Here is a 14,658-nt window from a genome sequence, read left to right as displayed (position 1 = left end):
TCAGGTCATCTTCACCGGTTGCACCGAGGCGGTCCGGCACCCCGCTTCGCGGTCACTCCGGCGGGTCGGTGGCCCGCCGCTCCCGGCGGATCGTCTCCTCGGCCAGTCGCTCGACACCGCGTCGGCGTTCGTCGGCGATGGCTCGCTCGTCCCGGCGGCGGAACGCGGTGAAGACGGCCACCACGAAGTCCCGCCAGATGCCGGCCACGATGTCCCCCTGCGGAACGCTGCCCGAACTCAAACGTAGCTCTGCGAAACCACACTGGGTCAGCGCGTGCTTCCGGTCGTCGGGAGGGCCGCGGCGGGGTAAGAAGGGGCTGGTATCTCCGCACATCGGAAGGACGCGTCCCCATGACCCTGGAACGACCGATCGCCCCGGACCCGTACGAGCTGCTGCCGACGGTGCCCTCGTTCACGCTGATGAGCGACGACGTGCAGAACGGCGAGCCGATGGACGCCCGGCACGCGCATGGCAGCACCGGGGGTGACAACGTCTCGCCGCAGCTGACCTGGTCGGATTTCCCCGCCGAGACGAAGAGCTTCACGGTGACCTGCTACGACCCGGACGCGCCGACGGGCAGCGGCTTCTGGCACTGGGTGCTGGTGAACGTGCCGGTCAACGTCACCCAGTTGCCCACCGGGGCTGGTGGTGCGGCGGGCACCGACCTCGGCGGGGCGTTCTCGGTCCGCAACGACTACGGCGAGCAGGGCTACGGCGGGGCGGCTCCGCCGCCCGGCGACCGCCCGCACCGGTACGTCTTCGCGGTGCACGCCTTGGACGTCGACCGCCTGGACCTGACTCCGGACGCCAGCCCCGCCTACGTCGGCTTCAACCTGACGTTCCACACCCTCGCGAGAGCGGTAATCCGCCCCACGTACCAGATCAAGGACTAACCCCGCCCCCAGCTCCCGCGATCTTGCATTTTCTGTCCCGACATCCCTGACATAAAGGGCGTAAGGACGACAGAAAGTGCAAGATCGCCGGGGCCGGGGCCGGGGCCGGGGCCGGGGCCGGGGCCGGGGCCGGGGCCGGGGCCGGGGTCAGGCTGGGACGCGGGCTACGGCGAAGACGGACTGGCCGAACGGCGGCAGGACGAGCTGCTCGGCGGCCTTGGTGGCGGGCAGGACGAGGGTGTCGTACACCTTGACCATCGGGCCTTCCTTCGGCATCAGCCGGAAGACCTTGGTGGCCATGAAGTAGCCGATCAGCCCGAGCGCGTTGGCGTAGTGCATCTTCTCGATGGTCAGACCTGCGTCCGTCATCGCCGCCCCGAGCGTCTTCTTCGTGTAGCGGCGGACGTGCCCGGTGGCGATGTCGGCCGGGCCCATCGCGAACTGGAACGCGGGCACGATGATGATCACGGCGCCGCCGGGGCGGACCAGGTCGCGCATGCTCTCCAGCGCGCCCACGTGGTCCTCGATGTGCTCCAGGACGTTGTACGAGACGGCCGCGCTGTAGTCGCCCCGGTCGTTGTGCGGCAGCAGCATCTGCCGGACGTCGACGTTCGGACGGTCGGCGAGGCGCTCCTTGAGCTGCACCAGCCGGGCCGGGTCGGCCTCGGTGGCGGTGAACCGCGGCAGCCGCTCGGACCATTCCAGCGCGTAGTCACCGAGACCGCTGCCGATCTCGATCGGGTCGTCGCCGAGGTACGGCACGGCCAGTTCGATGAACCAGCGACGGTGGTTGACAGCGGTTGCCAGGCCTTCCAGCACCTCGGACTGCACGCGCTGATCCCCAGTGATTTCTGCCATGCGTCGATTCCTCACGATATGAACTCGACCCGTGCCTGGACCGACAGAGTGAATCATCCGCTGGGACGGCGAAAGAATCGGGGCATCGGGGTGGCCGAATTGTGGTCGGGGGGTGGGTTCGTGATCGGCGGTCGGCGAACCCGGCACATAGTACGGCAGTACCCCGAAACATGTCACGGCGGCGCCATGCGCTGACTACCCTATGAATTGTCATGACTACTCCTGAACCGGACGTGCCCAGCGACGGCGGCGGCCCGGCCGCCGTGCCGTCGGCGGAGGGGGCCTCCGCCGCCGTTCGGCCTTCCCGCAGGGGGATGTGGGCCGATCTGGCCGCCGTGCTGAGCTTCGTGGTGCTCGGCTTCTGGGTCACCTGTCGACTCTGGCTGGACCCGCGCAGCGATGTGCGGGACAACCAGTCCGATCAGTCGCAGTTCGAATGGATGATGGCCCACGGTGCGCGAGTAGTCACGCACTTTGCGTATCCGTTCCATTCCAATCAGATGAACGTCCCCGACGGCGTCAATCTGATGGCCAATACGTCCGTATTATCCATTTCATTGCCAATGACGCCGTTCACCCTGCTGTTCGGGCCGCGGGCGTCATTTCTGATCTTTCTCACCGCCGGCATGATTGCCACCGCCACCGCCTGGTATTTCCTGCTCTCCCGGGTCCTGATCGGCAGCCGAGGGCCGGCGTGGCTGGGCGCCGGCTTCTGCGCGTTCGCGCCGGCCATGGTGTCGCACGCCAATGGGCACCCGAACATCGTGTCGCAGTTCGTCGTCCCGTTGATCATCTGGCGCACGCTACGACTCGGTGAACCCGGCCGCTGGCTGCGCAACGGGGTCCTCCTCGCGCTGGTCATCGTCTGGCAGGCGTTCCTCAACCTGGAGATCCTGCTGATGACCGCGATCGGGCTCGGCGTGATCGTCGGCGTGCTCGCCCTCGGCCGCGCGGAGCTACGGTCGCGGGCCCGATCCTTCCTCGCCGGGCTGGCCGTCGCCGCCGGGGTCGCCCTGCTCCTGCTCGCGTACCCCCTGTACGTCCAGTTCTTCGGACCGGACGCGTACTCCGGGCTGTCCCGCCTGATCCGCGGCTACTCCAGCGACGTGGCCTCGTTCGTCGCGTACTCCCGGGAATCACTGGCCGGCAGCGCGCGTACCGCCGCGGGCCTGGCCAAGAACCCGACCGAGGAGAACAGCTTCTTCGGTTGGGCGCTGGTGGTGTTGGTGATCGCCCTGGTCTGGTGGCTGCGCCGCTCGATCGTGGTGCTCGCGCTGGCCGCGCTCGGGTTGCTCTTCGCGGTGCTGTCGCTGGGTCGGGAGGTCCGCTTCGACAACCGGGGTACGGGTGTGCCGGGCCCCTGGGCGGCGCTGGAGAACCTGCCCATCCTGCACTCGGTGGTGCCGACACGCTGGGCGTTGGCGATCACCCCGATCATCGGGCTGCTGCTCGCCTACGGCGCCGAACGTGCCCGCGAGTTGGCCGACGCGCACCCGGCCGCTCGCGGGCAGGTCCGCTTCGTCACCGCCACCGTGCTCACGATGGCCCTGTTGCCGATCGTCCCCACCCCGCTGCCCGTGGCCCGCCTCGACCCGGTCCCCAGCTTCGTGACGAGTGGGGCCTGGCGGCCGTACGTGACCGGTGGGCGCAGTGTGGTGACCCTGCCGTTGCCGGACACCACCTACGCCGAGCCGCTGCGCTGGTCCGCCGCGACCCGGCTGGACATGCCGCTGGCCCGTGGCTACTTCCTCGGCCCGGACACCCGCCCGAACGCCGATCCGCCGAAGGTTGCGTTGTTCGGTGCGACTCCCCGCCCCACCGGCAGCTTCTTCGGCACCATCCGGCGCACCGGGGCGGTGCCGCCGATCACCCCGCAGACCCGGGTCCGAGCGGTCGACGACCTGCGCTACTGGCGGGCCGGGGTGGTCATCCTCGGGCCACACGAGCACGAGGCCGCGCTGCGCCGGGGCATGACCGAGCTGACCGGGATCCAACCGGTCTTCACCGGCGGCGTGTGGGTGTGGGATGTCCGGTCGTTGACCGACTGAGCAGTGCGGCCCAGCCTGACCTAGGCGAAACAGGCCCTACCGGACGCAGCAGCCCTGGCAGACCTTCGGGCGGGGCAGGGTGAAGGCGAGACAGCAGGTGCGGCGCTGCACTGTCGGCTCACCGGTCGGCCCCGGCACCAGTTCGATCAGGTCGGCCAGGTCGAGTGCGCCGAGCAGTGTGTCGATGCTCTGCACCGTGGAGCCGGGCAGGGCGTCCGCGGCCCGCAGGATGCCGTGCGCGATGCCGGAGGCAACCGAGCCGAGCAGCGTCCGGGTGCCCACCCGGACCTCGGACTGGATCGCCGTGATGAGCGGTGCCAGGTGCGCGTCGAGCAGGGACGCGCGCAGCGCGGCCAGCAGCTCCGCCTCGTCGGCGACGACCCGCACCTCCGGCAGGCCGGCGAGCGCCAGCGGGTCGTTCGGCAGCACCGCCACTGTGGTACCCCGGCGCATGCCCATGGTGAGCAGTTGCCGATGGTCCTCGAAGTGGATCAGCAGGTCGGCCGGATCGAGCAGTGGCACCCGTCGGGCGGAGGCCCAGCCGAGCACGACCGGCAGCGCTGCCCAGTAGCTGTAGGACTTCCAGGCCAACGCCGCGCAGGCGTGCGGGGTGCCGCCCCAGCGGACGGCGGCGCCGTTCAACAGCTCCGGCAGCCGGCTGCCGTCGATCAGGGTGGTGGCGGGCGCCCAGCCGAGCTCGTCGTCGACCAGCAGGCCCCGGGCGAGGCCGGGGAGGTCGTCGGTGCCGAACATGGCCCGGAGCGCCGCGGTGACGGGGGCGAGCGGCGTGGTGGCGGTATCCCGCCGTGGCATCACCGCTGTCACCTGAGTCGTCCCCTGTCTGTGTGACCGAGGAGTGCGCCCCGGCGGACGAACCAGTGCCGTCCTGAGCTAAGGCTAGCCTAACCAACCCCCTGACCGTAAGGGAAGCCTCACCTTGGTCACATCCCGGACGCCCAGGTCACCCCGTATCCGACGGGAGTAGTGCTTCGCGTACTACCCGGAGTCAGTGCTGGGAAACGCCGCCGCACAATCGACGGCCATCGGTTAATTGTCAAGCGGTGTGTCGAAAACATGCCACTTGCGTGTGTGGTCGCGTACGGAACGTGAAACTTATAGCCCCGGCCACGAGGAAGCTCATGACGACCTCACCCCTCGAACGGGCTGCCGACTCCTTCGCGGCCGAACTCGCCCGGCAACGGACCGGGCGCGGGCTGTCCAAGAAGCAACTGGCCGTCCTGATGGGGTTCGACCCGTCCTACGTGAGCCACGTCGAGGGGCGGCGGCACCGGCCGACCGAGGACTTCGCCCGCCGCGCGGAGGCCGTCCTGGAGGCAAGCGGCGCGATCTGGCAGCGCTTCCGGGAGTACGACGACCTACGGCACGCCCGGGCCGGTCAGCCGAACCGCGAGCCGTACCTGCCAGGCCAGTGGCTGCCACCCGGCACCGGCCTGGTCGTGGAACGGGAGCTGGCCACCCTCACCCACGTCGACGAGGGCTACCGGTGCGTCATCCACCGTGAGCTGTACAACGCCGGCACCGAACCGGTCACCCGCTACCTGGTCCGGGTCGCCGTCGACCGCTACCCGAACGACCCCGGCCGCTCCAACCGGCACCACCGGGAGCACCCCCTCACCTTCGCCGAACTGCAGATACAGGCCCGCCGAGACGACGGCGGCGGAGACCCGGAGCCGATGCACTGGCGCGCCAAGCACGATCGCGACGCGTTCAAGGAGATCTGGCTGCTCTTCGAGAACGGGGAGCGACGCTTCCCCCTCTACCCGGGCGACCGGGCCACCATCGAGTACGCGTACAGCGTCGGGCACGAGAAGTGGGGCCCCTGGTTCCAGCGAGCCGTCCGACTGCCCACCCGGCAGCTCGCCGTACGCCTGGACCTGCCCGCGGCCCTCGACCCGCAGGTCTGGGGCGTGGAGACCTCGCTCAGCGCGGAGGAGGGCCCGCTGCGGACGGCGCCGCAGCGTCACGACGAGGGCGATCGGGTGATCTACGACTGGCAGACCGACGACCCCCCGTTGAATGCCCGCTACCGGATGCAGTGGCGGTTCCGTGCCCGTCCGGACACCGAACCGGACGTCGGCCCCGGCGGCGCCCGGGTCCGACCCAGCGACCGGATGCGCGGCCTCGGGATCGTGCAACGCGGGGACGACCTGCTCCGCCAGCGGGCCCGCCCCTTCGACCTGCCCGGCGAGGAACACGTCGCCCGGGACCTGGTCGACCGGCTCACCATGGCCCTGGCCCGGCTCGACGAGCTGCACCCGTTCAGCAAGGGAGTGGGCGTCGCGGCACCGCAGTTCGGCATCGGCCGCGCCGCGGCCGTGGTGCGGCCCCCCGACCGGTCGGCGGAGCCGGTCGTGCTGCTCAACCCCCGGGTGGTCGACGCCGACCCGGAGACCGACGAGCAGTACGAGGGCTGCCTCTCCTTCTTCGACCACCGAGGTCTGGTGCCCCGGCCGCTGCGACTGGACGTGGAACACGCCCAGTGGGACGGCAGCCGGATCATCACGTCGTTCGAATTCGGCATGGCCCGGCTGGTCGCACATGAGATCGACCACCTGGAGGGCCGGCTCTACGTCGACCGGATGGCACCCGGTGTGCCGTTGGTGCCGGTGGAGGAGTACCGCGAGAGCGGGCACCCCTGGCGCTACTGACCAAGAAAGGGACCGGGGCGCGTGCCCCAGGGGGCAGGGGCACGCGCCCCGGTGTGGGGGGAGGAACGTCTAGAGGTCACCGAAGGTGTCGTAGCGGATGTGCGGCGGCGGCACGTTGTCCGCGGCGAGCACCCGCAGGGTGGACCGGACCATCCGGGCGGCACCGGAGACGAAGCAGTCGTGCGTGGTCCACGGGCCGTACCGGGCCACGACCTCCGGGATCTCGCCCTGCTCACCGTCGAAGTCCGGGTCCTCACTGCACGCCGCGGTGACCGACAACCACGGGTGTACGGCCACCAACTCCTGCAACCCGTCCAGGCCGTACAGGTCGCCCGCCTGCCGTGCGCCGTAGAAGACGTGCACCCACCGGGTCCGGTTGAAGGTGGCCAACTCCTCCACCAGCGCCTTGATCGGCGCCAGCCCGACGCCGCCGGCCACGCAGAGGATGTCCCGTTCCGAGGCGCGGTCCAGGGTCATCGACCCCATCGGCGCCGCCAGGCGGAGCAGGTCACCCGGCCGCACCCGCCGCACCAGGGCGCCGGACACCCAGCCGGCCCCCGGAGACCGCACGTGGAACTCCAGCACGTTGTCGTCGTTCGGGGCGTTCGCCACCGAGTAGTTACGCCACACCCGGGGGTGGTAGCGGGGCACCTCCAGGCTCACGTACTGCCCCGCCTGCCAGCGCAGCGGATGCTGCAACGCCCGGCAGGTCAGCACGGCGGTGTCCGGGCCGTACCGCTCGTGGGTCAGCACCTCGGCGTGCCAGAACGGCGGGTCGTCGTCGGAGGCGGCGCCGGCCACCATCAGGGCGGCGATCGCCGCGTACGCCTCCCGCCACGCCTGGTCGTACTCCAGGTTCCAGCCGTCGCCGGCGGTGCTGCGCAGCGCGTCCAGAAGTGCGACGCCCATCGTGGCGTAGTGCCGCTCGTCGACGTGGTACTTGCGGTGGTCGCGGCCCAGCGCCCGGAGGAACTCGTCGAAGCTCTCCGGGTCGTCCACAGTGTGGATCGCCGTGATGATCGCTTCGAGTAGACGGTCGCCCTGGCCGGTCATCTGCACCGGGAACAGTTGCCGCAGGGCGGGGTCGAGCAGGAACAGCCGAGCGTAGAAGTGACCGCTCAACCGGACCCGGTCGTCCTCGACCAGGGTCCAGCTCTCCTTCAGCAACCGCGCGAGGTTGTCCACGGACGCTCCTTCTCCAGACGGCAACGGATCGGGCGCCCATAGAATCTCCACGGAGCGTGTCGACTGGTCGCACAGAATGTGCGATCGGCTCATGGTGGCCGGTCGGCCATGTCACGGGTGCCGCACGTCGGGCAGAGTGGTGCGGTGACCGTTGAGCTGACCCGCCCGGTGTCCCGCCGACTGCTGGGCACCGAGACGCTGCTGGTCCTCGGCCTCTCCCTCGGCCAGTCCGCGATCTACGCGGTGGTCTCGATCATCGCGAAGTTGACCGCCGACGGTCCGCTCTCCAAGCAGACCGCCTCGCTGAACACCTCGGCGTCGGCCCGCCCCTGGCTGGATCTCACGTACCAGCTGCTCGGCATCGTGTTCGCGCTGCTGCCGGTGCTGCTCGCCGTACACCTGCTCAGTCGTGACTCCGGCGACCCGGCGCGGACCCTCGGCCTGGACGCCCAGCGGCCCGGTCAGGACGTGGCGCGCGGCGCCGGCCTGGCAGCGCTCATCGGCCTACCCGGGCTGGCGCTGTTCTGGGTGGCGGCCCATCTGGGCCTCAACGCCACGCTGGTGCCGGCCGCGCTGCCGGACGTCTGGTGGACGGTTCCGGTGCTGATTCTCGCCGCCGTGCAGAACGCCGTGCTGGAAGAGGTGATCGTGGTCGGTTACCTGGTCACCCGGCTGCGTCAGCTCCAGTGGCGGCTGGCCGCGATCATCGCGGCCAGCGCGCTGCTGCGCGGCTCGTACCACCTCTACCAAGGCTTCGGCGCGTTCGTCGGCAACGCGATCATGGGCGTCGTGTTCAGCCTCTTCTACCTGCGCACCCGGCGGGTGATGCCGCTGATCATCGCGCACACCCTGCTCGACGTGTTCGCCTTCGTCGGCTACGCGCTGCTGCCCCGGGAATGGTTCGACTGGCTCTGACCCGTCAGCGCCGGTCGGGTCGGTAGGCGGCCACCGTTCGGGCCGCGAGCCGGTCGGCCGCCGCCGCGTCGCCCAACGCCGCCGCGAGCACCGCCGCGCCCGGCAGCAACCGGGCCACCAGCCGCAACGCGACCCAACCACCGGCCTGCGCCGTGAGCGGCGCGGCCAACCGCCAAGCCGCCTCCGCCGCCCGCGGCCACGCCCCCTCGACCGGGTCACCCGGCGACTCGGCGGCGGCCAGGGCCGCCGCCGCGCTCGCCCGATCCGGGTGCACCTGGGTCAGCACCAACAGGTCGACGGCCCGGTCAGGATGCGTCGGATCCTTGCCGTACGCCGCGGCCAGGTGCAGCACCAGCTCCGAGTGCGTCCACAGCACCGCCGCCAACTCGGCCAGCGGCGCGAAGAAGCCGGCCAGCGCGGCGGTCGCCCCACCCGCACCCGCCGAGCGGACGAACCGCCGGGCCGCCAACCGGGCCAGGCCGTCCGCCGAGGCGTCCGGATACCGGTCGCGCAACCCAGCGGCCCACCCCGCCGCGCCGGGCCCGAACGTCCGCACCGCAGCCAGAGCCAACAGCTCCGGTGCGAAGCCAGGGTGGTCGAGCACGCGCACGGCGACCGCGCGCAGCTCCGATTCCGGGGTACGCCCCAGAGCCGGCTCAACCTGCCGCGCGGCGGGGGCTGCCGAGGCCAACTGCTCGGTGCGCGCCGTCTGCGGCCCGACCACGGGTTCGGGGGCGGGCTTTGTCGGCGGGGTGCTCTTTGTCGGCGTGGTGCTCTTTCGTGGGGTGGCCGCGCGCTTGGTGGTCTTTGCGGCTTTGGCCGGGGCCGTTGGCGTGATGGTGCTCGCCTCGCCGGTGTTGCTCGCGGCTGTGGTGGTCTGCGGTTCGGTAGTGCTTGCGGCTTCGGTGCTGCTCGCGGCCTTGGTGGGTTGTGCGGCGCGCTTGCGGGGTGCCGGCGTGGCGGGGGTCACCTCGGCCGGCGTGTCGGCTGCCTGCCGAGGGGCAGCCCTGCGAACAGGGGCGGTCCGAGCCTTCGGCGGTGTCGATGCGAGGCCGGTTGCTGGGCTCGGTTGGTCGCCGGTCGGCTGCTCCGCGTGCTCCGGCTGCTCCGCGATCGCCTCGGCGGTCAGCTCGGTCGGTGCGCGTCGAGGCTGTCGAGGCAGGGGGCGGTCCGGCTCCGGTGGCTGGAAGAGCACCGCCGGGGCAGCCTTGGCCCGTCGAGGGGGACGCTGGCTCGCCGAGTCGGCTGCCGGCGGTGCCGGTGTCTCAGCCGGCTCCACCGTCTCGGTGGGCTCCTCGGCCACGATCGGCGGCCTGAAGGTGGCCCGTGGGGAGCGCCGACGCGCTCGTTCAGCAGGCTCTCGACGGGTCGACTCGCTGGGCGGCTGCTCCTGCATATCGATGGAGCGTAGTCCCGATCACGCCGACGCACAGCGTGGAAACACGGACGGCGGCGGGTCGCGGTGGGCGTACCCCGGAAGTCGTTTTGCTCCCGGTGGGTGGTGACCTGTATCCTCGGGCGCGGTGGTCTGAGGATCACCGGGGAGACTTCGCCTAGTCTGGTCTATGGCGCCGCACTGCTAATGCGGTTGGGGTCTTAAAGCCCCTCCCGGGTTCGAATCCCGGAGTCTCCGCGCGAAAGCCGGGTGTGTACACTGGCTGAGCACAAGCGCCCGTAGCTCAATGGATAGAGCATCTGACTACGGATCAGAAGGTTAGGGGTTCGAGTCCCTTCGGGCGCACCACCTGAACAGGGAACATAGCCAATCGGCTATGTTCCCTGTTTTGTATGGGGTCACGTGTCGGACGCTGTTGTGCTGTTCTGCTCGCCCCATCGGCCTGGTCGACCCTGGGCGAGGAATCGTGACGCCCGGCTCGAGATGAGTACGCGTACGGATGGCAGGCGCGGTCGCGGCGACCAGAATTCCCTCCATGCGAACGCGAATCATGATCGCCCTGGCCGCGGTCGGCCTGGGTGGGCTGATGGTCACCACCGGTTGTTCGTTCCGGGAGGACATCTGCGCTGGCGGTGAGTATCCGGCGATCGCGGTGGGCGGGCAGGGCGGCAGCGCCTGCTTCCCGGATGGGCAGGAGCCGACCCCGCCGTACGTCCGCTACCCGGAGGGCAAGGTCCCGCAGCACGTCGACGACGAGTGGGACGTCTACTGGCGCAGCCACGGCATCGACGCGAACAACAACATCATCGATACCTGAGCCGCCCACCCGGAGGATCGTCGCCCGGCAGAAAAGTGACGGTTCGAGTCCCTGCGGTCGTTCCGCGGACGGCATCCGGTCCCGCCGCAGGTTCGGTCTTCGTGACCGAACCTGTGCGGGACCGGATGTTGCTCCGATACCTCCGTGCCAGCTACCCGAGTGTCGTACCGATCGGATGATCAGCCGAAGCAGTTGGGCACCGGCGGTGAGCTGGGTGTGCAGTTCGTGGGCCGGTTGCCGCTGATCACCGTCTTCTGGTCCACGGTGACCTGGCCGCCGTCGTTGAAGATCCCGCCGGGTGCCAGGATGGAGATGTTGTGGTTGTAGACCACGTGGGTGTTCTCGATGACAGCCCTGCCGCCGACGTCGATCCGGATGCCGCCGCCGCCGGCGCCGACCCCACCCTCGGCTTGGCCGCCCTTGATGGTGGCGTCTCGCAGCGTCAGGTCGCCGCCGGCTCCGACCTCCAGGATCCGGAACGGGATGGCGTTGGCCGCGCGGACGATTGTGGATCCGTTCGCGTCGATCGCTTCGGCGGACTGGTCTGACCTACCGCGACTTCGCTCATGTCGGCGTACGTGTCACGGGCACCCCAGCAGCACCACCATGCCCTTCCGCCTTTCCGGCGGCCGTCGCGCCGGCAGGACGCCCGGGTTGCTGGCGCTTGACGTGGGCCAGATCAGCGACAAGAATTTACAGAAATCGCTGTTAGCGTTAACAATCCGTCCCAGTGCTGCGACGGCATCGTCATGCCGATGTCGCGGCGGTCGCGACGGCCTGACTCCTCGGTCAGCACTACCACTGCAGGGGAGAAACCTATGCGAACGAGGGCAAGATGGCTCGCGGCGACTGCCGCACTCGGTGTTGTCCTCGCCGGGGTGCTGATCTCGACCGGCCCGGCAAACGCGGAATCCAACGGCGGGGTGCGGGTGATGCCTCTCGGTGACTCCATCACCGAGGGCACCCAGGTGCCGGGCGGGTACCGTATCGGGCTCTGGCAGCGGCTCGTCAACGGTCGATACACGGTGGACTTCGTCGGGTCGCAGTTCAACGGGCCTGCCAGCCTGGGTGACCACGACCACCAGGGACATCCCGGGTGGCGCATCGACCAGATCGACGCGAACATCGTCGGTTGGCTGAACACCCAGCGGCCGCAGACCGTTCTGCTGCACATCGGCACCAACGACATCCTGCAGAACTACAACGTGAGCACCGCGCCGAACCGGCTCTCCACCCTGATCGACCGGATCACCACCACGGCTCCCACAGCGGAAGTGTTCGTCGCGCAGATCATCCCGCTCTCCAACAGCAACCAGGAGGCGGCCGCACGCACGTTCAACGCGGCGATCCCCGGCATCGTGCAGAGCAAGGTGAACGCCGGCAAGCGCGTACGCCTGGTCGACATGCACAGCGCACTCACCACCGCCGACCTGATCGACGGCGTCCACCCCACGTCCGGCGGGTACGACAAGATGGCTGCCCGCTGGTACAGCGCGCTGCAGTCGGTGCCCGGCAGCATCGGCAACCCGGGCAGCGGCACCGGGCAGACCACCGCGATCGTGGGTGCCCTGTCCGGTCGCTGCGTCGACGTCCCCGGCTCCTCCACCACCAACGGCACCCAGGTGCAGGTGTGGGACTGTCACGGCCGCACCAACCAGCAGTGGACCTACACGAGCAACAAGACGTTGACCGTGTACGGCAACAAGTGCCTCGACGCCGCCGGCTATGGCACCTCGCCGGGCACCCTGGTCACCATCTACGACTGCCACGGCGGAACGAACCAGCAGTGGAACGTCAACGCCAACGGCACCATCACCGGGGTGCAGTCCGGCCTCTGCCTGGACCCGTACAACGTGGGTACGGGCAACGGCACGAAGCTCGTCCTCTGGACCTGCACCGGCCAGACCAACCAGCAGTGGAGCCGCCGATAGCTCGTACGGTCGCGCCGGATGGTCGGATCGCAGGTGGACACCCATGCCGGCACCGGCACTCCCAGCAACGTCGGAAGCCGCCCCTGCCCGGCCAGACGGACAGGGGCGGCTTCAGCCGCGACGAGGCGATAGTTCCCGGTCGTGGCCGGCTGGTGGACGGCATCGACGGGATTCGGTGGGCGGACGATAGGCTGCGGCCGGCGTCGGAGTGACCTGAGGGGAACGGGTGATGGGCGGAACGGTTCGCGCGGTGGTCGGAGTCTGCGGGCATCTGGCGTGAGCGACGGGTTGCGTCCCGGTGACCCGGCACGCCTCGGTGGCTACGAGGTGCTCGACCGGCTCGGCGACGGGGGCATGGGCAGTGTCTTCCTGGCCCGTTCGCCGCAGGGACGGCTGGTGGCGGTCAAGGTCGTCCGTGCGGACCTCTCGCACGACGAGGAGTTCCGGGGCCGGTTCCGTAGTGAGGTGAACCGCGCCCGCCAGGTTCCACCGTTCTGCACCGCCGAGGTCCTGGACGCCGACCCGGACCATGACCCGCCCTACCTGGTGGTGGAGTACGTCGAGGGCCCCAGTCTGGCCGAGGTGGTCCGAACACAGGGCCCACTGGGGGCGGCGCGGCTGCACAGCATCGCGGTCGGGGTGGCCACCGCGCTCACCGCCATCCACGGGGCTGGGGTGATCCATCGCGACCTGAAGCCGGCGAACGTCCTGGTCGCACCGGGTGGGATCAAGGTCATCGACTTCGGCATCGCCCGAGCGTTCGAGGCGACGAGCCAGCACACCCGGACCAACCAGATGGTCGGGACCGTCTCGTACATGGCTCCGGAGCGGTTCGACACGGCTTCCGGCCGTCCGGCGGGCCCGGCCGCTGACATCTTCGCCTGGGGCGCCCTGGTCGCCTACGCCGCGACCGGCCGCAGCCCGTTCGGGGGCGACTCGCCTACCGCCACCGCGATGCGGATCCTCACTCAGCCGCCGGACCTGACCGGGCTCGGTGGGCCGTTGCGGGAATTGGTCTCCCGCGCGTTGGAGAAGGACCCCGCTGCCCGGCCCACCGCCCGGGAGTTGCTCGACGGGTTGTTGACCGCAGCGTCTCCGGTGGGTGCCGGCGGGCCGGCTCAACTTCCGGGCGCGACGCCGCCGAGTGTGTCGCCCGCCGCCGGTGGTGATGGTCGGGGCGCGCTGTCGACGCCGTCGGGTCTGGCCACGGCCGGTCGCGGGGGTTCACGCCGGCGTGGCTGGCTCACCGCGCTGGGGGCGACTGCTGCGGTGATCGCCGTGCTGGTGCCCGCTTTCCTGTTCGGCCCGCAACTGTTGGATGGGATGTCCGAACCGGACCGGGCCGGCTCGACGCCGAGCGGTAGCCCGACGACGAGCGGGCCGGCGGCCACGACGTCCACGCCCGCGTCGGGCAAGCCGTCCGCCTCACCGTCGGCCACCGCGGACCCGACCCAGGCCATGCTGGCCGGTCAGCGGCGATTCCTGCTGCACGTGGTGGAGATCGACCGTGACCTGTCGCTGCCGTCCCACGGCGAGGTCGAGGTCGGCAATGGAACCGGCAAGGATGCGCTCTTCGTGCTCGAACCGGTCGGTGTCGACTACATGATCAAGTCGGTGAACCCGGAGATCGCCCACCGACCGTGCCTCGGGGTCAAGCTCGATTCCGAGGGGTACAAGTCGCTGGTGGGAGCAGACTGTCGGCCCACCAAGGCAACCCTGTTCACGATCTTCCGTGAGGGCACGGACGACAAGGGGCGCACCTCCTACTCCATCATCAACGAGGAGTACGGCCCGGTGCAGTGGAGCCCGACCAAGAAGGAGATCTTCGTCGAGTTTCTCGGTGACGCTCCGCTGATCACCACGTTCAGCCTGGTCGACCGAGGCGCGGTCTGAGTCGGGAGTTCACCGGCGCCATCAGCAAGCCGTCGGCAATGGGCAGTCGTCG

Annotated in this window: 14 protein-coding genes and 2 tRNA genes; 10 read left to right on the top strand and 6 right to left on the bottom strand. The window is 70.0% G+C overall.

All coding sequences use genetic code 11. The features are described from left to right. Positions 1–52: 52 nt before the first annotated feature. Positions 53–208 (bottom strand): hypothetical protein, encoded by a 156-nt coding sequence (locus tag KBX08_RS09915; RefSeq protein WP_210782640.1) that lies wholly within the window; start codon positions 206–208, stop codon positions 53–55. 143 nt (positions 209–351) lie between these two features. Here KBX08_RS09915 and KBX08_RS09910 point away from each other — a divergent pair, with 143 nt between their 5' ends. After that, on the top strand, positions 352–894 hold the full coding sequence (locus KBX08_RS09910; protein ID WP_210782638.1) for a YbhB/YbcL family Raf kinase inhibitor-like protein: 543 nt from the start codon (positions 352–354) through the stop codon (positions 892–894). A 147-nt stretch (positions 895–1,041) separates the two neighbouring features. Here KBX08_RS09910 and KBX08_RS09905 read toward each other — a convergent pair whose 3' ends face one another. Next, positions 1,042–1,752, bottom strand: coding sequence for a class I SAM-dependent methyltransferase (locus tag KBX08_RS09905; RefSeq protein ID WP_210782636.1), 711 nt, complete (start codon positions 1,750–1,752; stop codon positions 1,042–1,044). A 314-nt stretch (positions 1,753–2,066) separates the two neighbouring features. Here KBX08_RS09905 and KBX08_RS09900 point away from each other — a divergent pair, with 314 nt between their 5' ends. Next, entirely contained in the window at positions 2,067–3,800 is a 1,734-nt protein-coding gene (locus tag KBX08_RS09900; RefSeq protein ID WP_247669180.1) for a hypothetical protein, read from the top strand. Between the two features lie 36 nt (positions 3,801–3,836). Here the strand turns inward: KBX08_RS09900 and KBX08_RS09895 are convergent, their stop codons facing one another. Continuing rightward, positions 3,837–4,613, bottom strand: a complete 777-nt coding sequence (locus tag KBX08_RS09895) for an IucA/IucC family C-terminal-domain containing protein (protein WP_210782632.1) — start codon at positions 4,611–4,613, stop codon at positions 3,837–3,839. A 326-nt stretch (positions 4,614–4,939) separates the two neighbouring features. Between KBX08_RS09895 and KBX08_RS09890 the strand changes: the two genes are divergently transcribed. After that, positions 4,940–6,469: a peptide deformylase gene (locus tag KBX08_RS09890; RefSeq protein WP_210782630.1), complete on the top strand. Its 1,530-nt coding sequence runs from the start codon at positions 4,940–4,942 to the stop codon at positions 6,467–6,469. A gap of 69 nt (positions 6,470–6,538) precedes the next feature. Here KBX08_RS09890 and KBX08_RS09885 read toward each other — a convergent pair whose 3' ends face one another. Beyond that, the gene (locus KBX08_RS09885; RefSeq protein WP_210782628.1) at positions 6,539–7,654 is read right to left on the bottom strand and encodes a globin domain-containing protein; all 1,116 of its coding nucleotides are present in this window, start codon (positions 7,652–7,654) and stop codon (positions 6,539–6,541) included. A 144-nt stretch (positions 7,655–7,798) separates the two neighbouring features. Between KBX08_RS09885 and KBX08_RS09880 the strand changes: the two genes are divergently transcribed. Continuing rightward, a complete protein-coding gene (locus KBX08_RS09880) occupies positions 7,799–8,569 on the top strand; it encodes a CPBP family intramembrane glutamic endopeptidase (protein ID WP_210782626.1) in 771 nt (256 codons plus the stop codon). Between the two features lie 4 nt (positions 8,570–8,573). Here the strand turns inward: KBX08_RS09880 and KBX08_RS33720 are convergent, their stop codons facing one another. Next, entirely contained in the window at positions 8,574–9,872 is a 1,299-nt protein-coding gene (locus KBX08_RS33720; protein WP_247669169.1) for a hypothetical protein, read from the bottom strand. 239 nt (positions 9,873–10,111) lie between these two features. Here KBX08_RS33720 and KBX08_RS09870 point away from each other — a divergent pair. The 3 genes from KBX08_RS09870 to KBX08_RS09860 all read left to right on the top strand — a co-directional run bounded on the left by KBX08_RS09870 (position 10,112) and on the right by KBX08_RS09860 (position 10,782). Beyond that, a tRNA-Ser gene (locus KBX08_RS09870) sits at positions 10,112–10,202 on the top strand. Positions 10,203–10,237: 35 nt separating this feature from the next. Continuing rightward, positions 10,238–10,313, top strand: a tRNA-Arg gene (locus tag KBX08_RS09865). Positions 10,314–10,500: 187 nt separating this feature from the next. After that, on the top strand, positions 10,501–10,782 hold the full coding sequence (locus tag KBX08_RS09860; protein ID WP_247669168.1) for an SCO0607 family lipoprotein: 282 nt from the start codon (positions 10,501–10,503) through the stop codon (positions 10,780–10,782). Between the two features lie 179 nt (positions 10,783–10,961). On the opposite strand, the gene KBX08_RS09855 is transcribed toward KBX08_RS09860, so the two are convergent. Next, the gene (locus tag KBX08_RS09855; protein WP_210782622.1) at positions 10,962–11,114 is read right to left on the bottom strand and encodes a hypothetical protein; all 153 of its coding nucleotides are present in this window, start codon (positions 11,112–11,114) and stop codon (positions 10,962–10,964) included. On the opposite strand from KBX08_RS09855, the gene KBX08_RS09850 reads away from it, so the two are divergent. From KBX08_RS09850 to KBX08_RS09840, 3 genes are all read left to right on the top strand, one after another. Continuing rightward, positions 11,115–11,330 (top strand): hypothetical protein, encoded by a 216-nt coding sequence (locus KBX08_RS09850; protein WP_210782620.1) that lies wholly within the window; start codon positions 11,115–11,117, stop codon positions 11,328–11,330. A 270-nt stretch (positions 11,331–11,600) separates the two neighbouring features. Further along, positions 11,601–12,713, top strand: coding sequence for a ricin-type beta-trefoil lectin domain protein (locus KBX08_RS09845; RefSeq protein WP_210782618.1), 1,113 nt, complete (start codon positions 11,601–11,603; stop codon positions 12,711–12,713). 276 nt (positions 12,714–12,989) lie between these two features. Beyond that, complete coding sequence (locus KBX08_RS09840) at positions 12,990–14,606, top strand: serine/threonine-protein kinase (protein WP_210782616.1); 1,617 nt, start codon at positions 12,990–12,992, stop codon at positions 14,604–14,606. Positions 14,607–14,658 lie beyond the last annotated feature (52 nt).

It is taken from the genome of Micromonospora sp. H61 (genome assembly GCF_018070325.1).
Classification (GTDB): domain Bacteria; phylum Actinomycetota; class Actinomycetes; order Mycobacteriales; family Micromonosporaceae; genus Micromonospora; species Micromonospora salmantinae.
Note: the sequence above shows the minus strand (reverse complement) of the source record. Positions and strands in the feature narration are given on the sequence as shown.

Bases quoted from the DNA above. Each gene is read 5' to 3' on its own strand.
- KBX08_RS09910 (WP_210782638.1), top strand. From the start codon at position 352: ATGACCCTGGAACGACCGATCGCCCCGGACCCGTACGAGCTGCTGCCG.
- KBX08_RS09905 (WP_210782636.1), bottom strand. From the start codon at position 1,752: ATGGCAGAAATCACTGGGGATCAGCGCGTGCAGTCCGAGGTGCTGGAA.
- KBX08_RS09900 (WP_247669180.1), top strand. From the start codon at position 2,067: ATGTGGGCCGATCTGGCCGCCGTGCTGAGCTTCGTGGTGCTCGGCTTC.
- KBX08_RS09895 (WP_210782632.1), bottom strand. From the start codon at position 4,613: ATGCCACGGCGGGATACCGCCACCACGCCGCTCGCCCCCGTCACCGCG.
- KBX08_RS09890 (WP_210782630.1), top strand. From the start codon at position 4,940: ATGACGACCTCACCCCTCGAACGGGCTGCCGACTCCTTCGCGGCCGAA.
- KBX08_RS09860 (WP_247669168.1), top strand. From the start codon at position 10,501: ATGCGAACGCGAATCATGATCGCCCTGGCCGCGGTCGGCCTGGGTGGG.
- KBX08_RS09845 (WP_210782618.1), top strand. From the start codon at position 11,601: ATGCGAACGAGGGCAAGATGGCTCGCGGCGACTGCCGCACTCGGTGTT.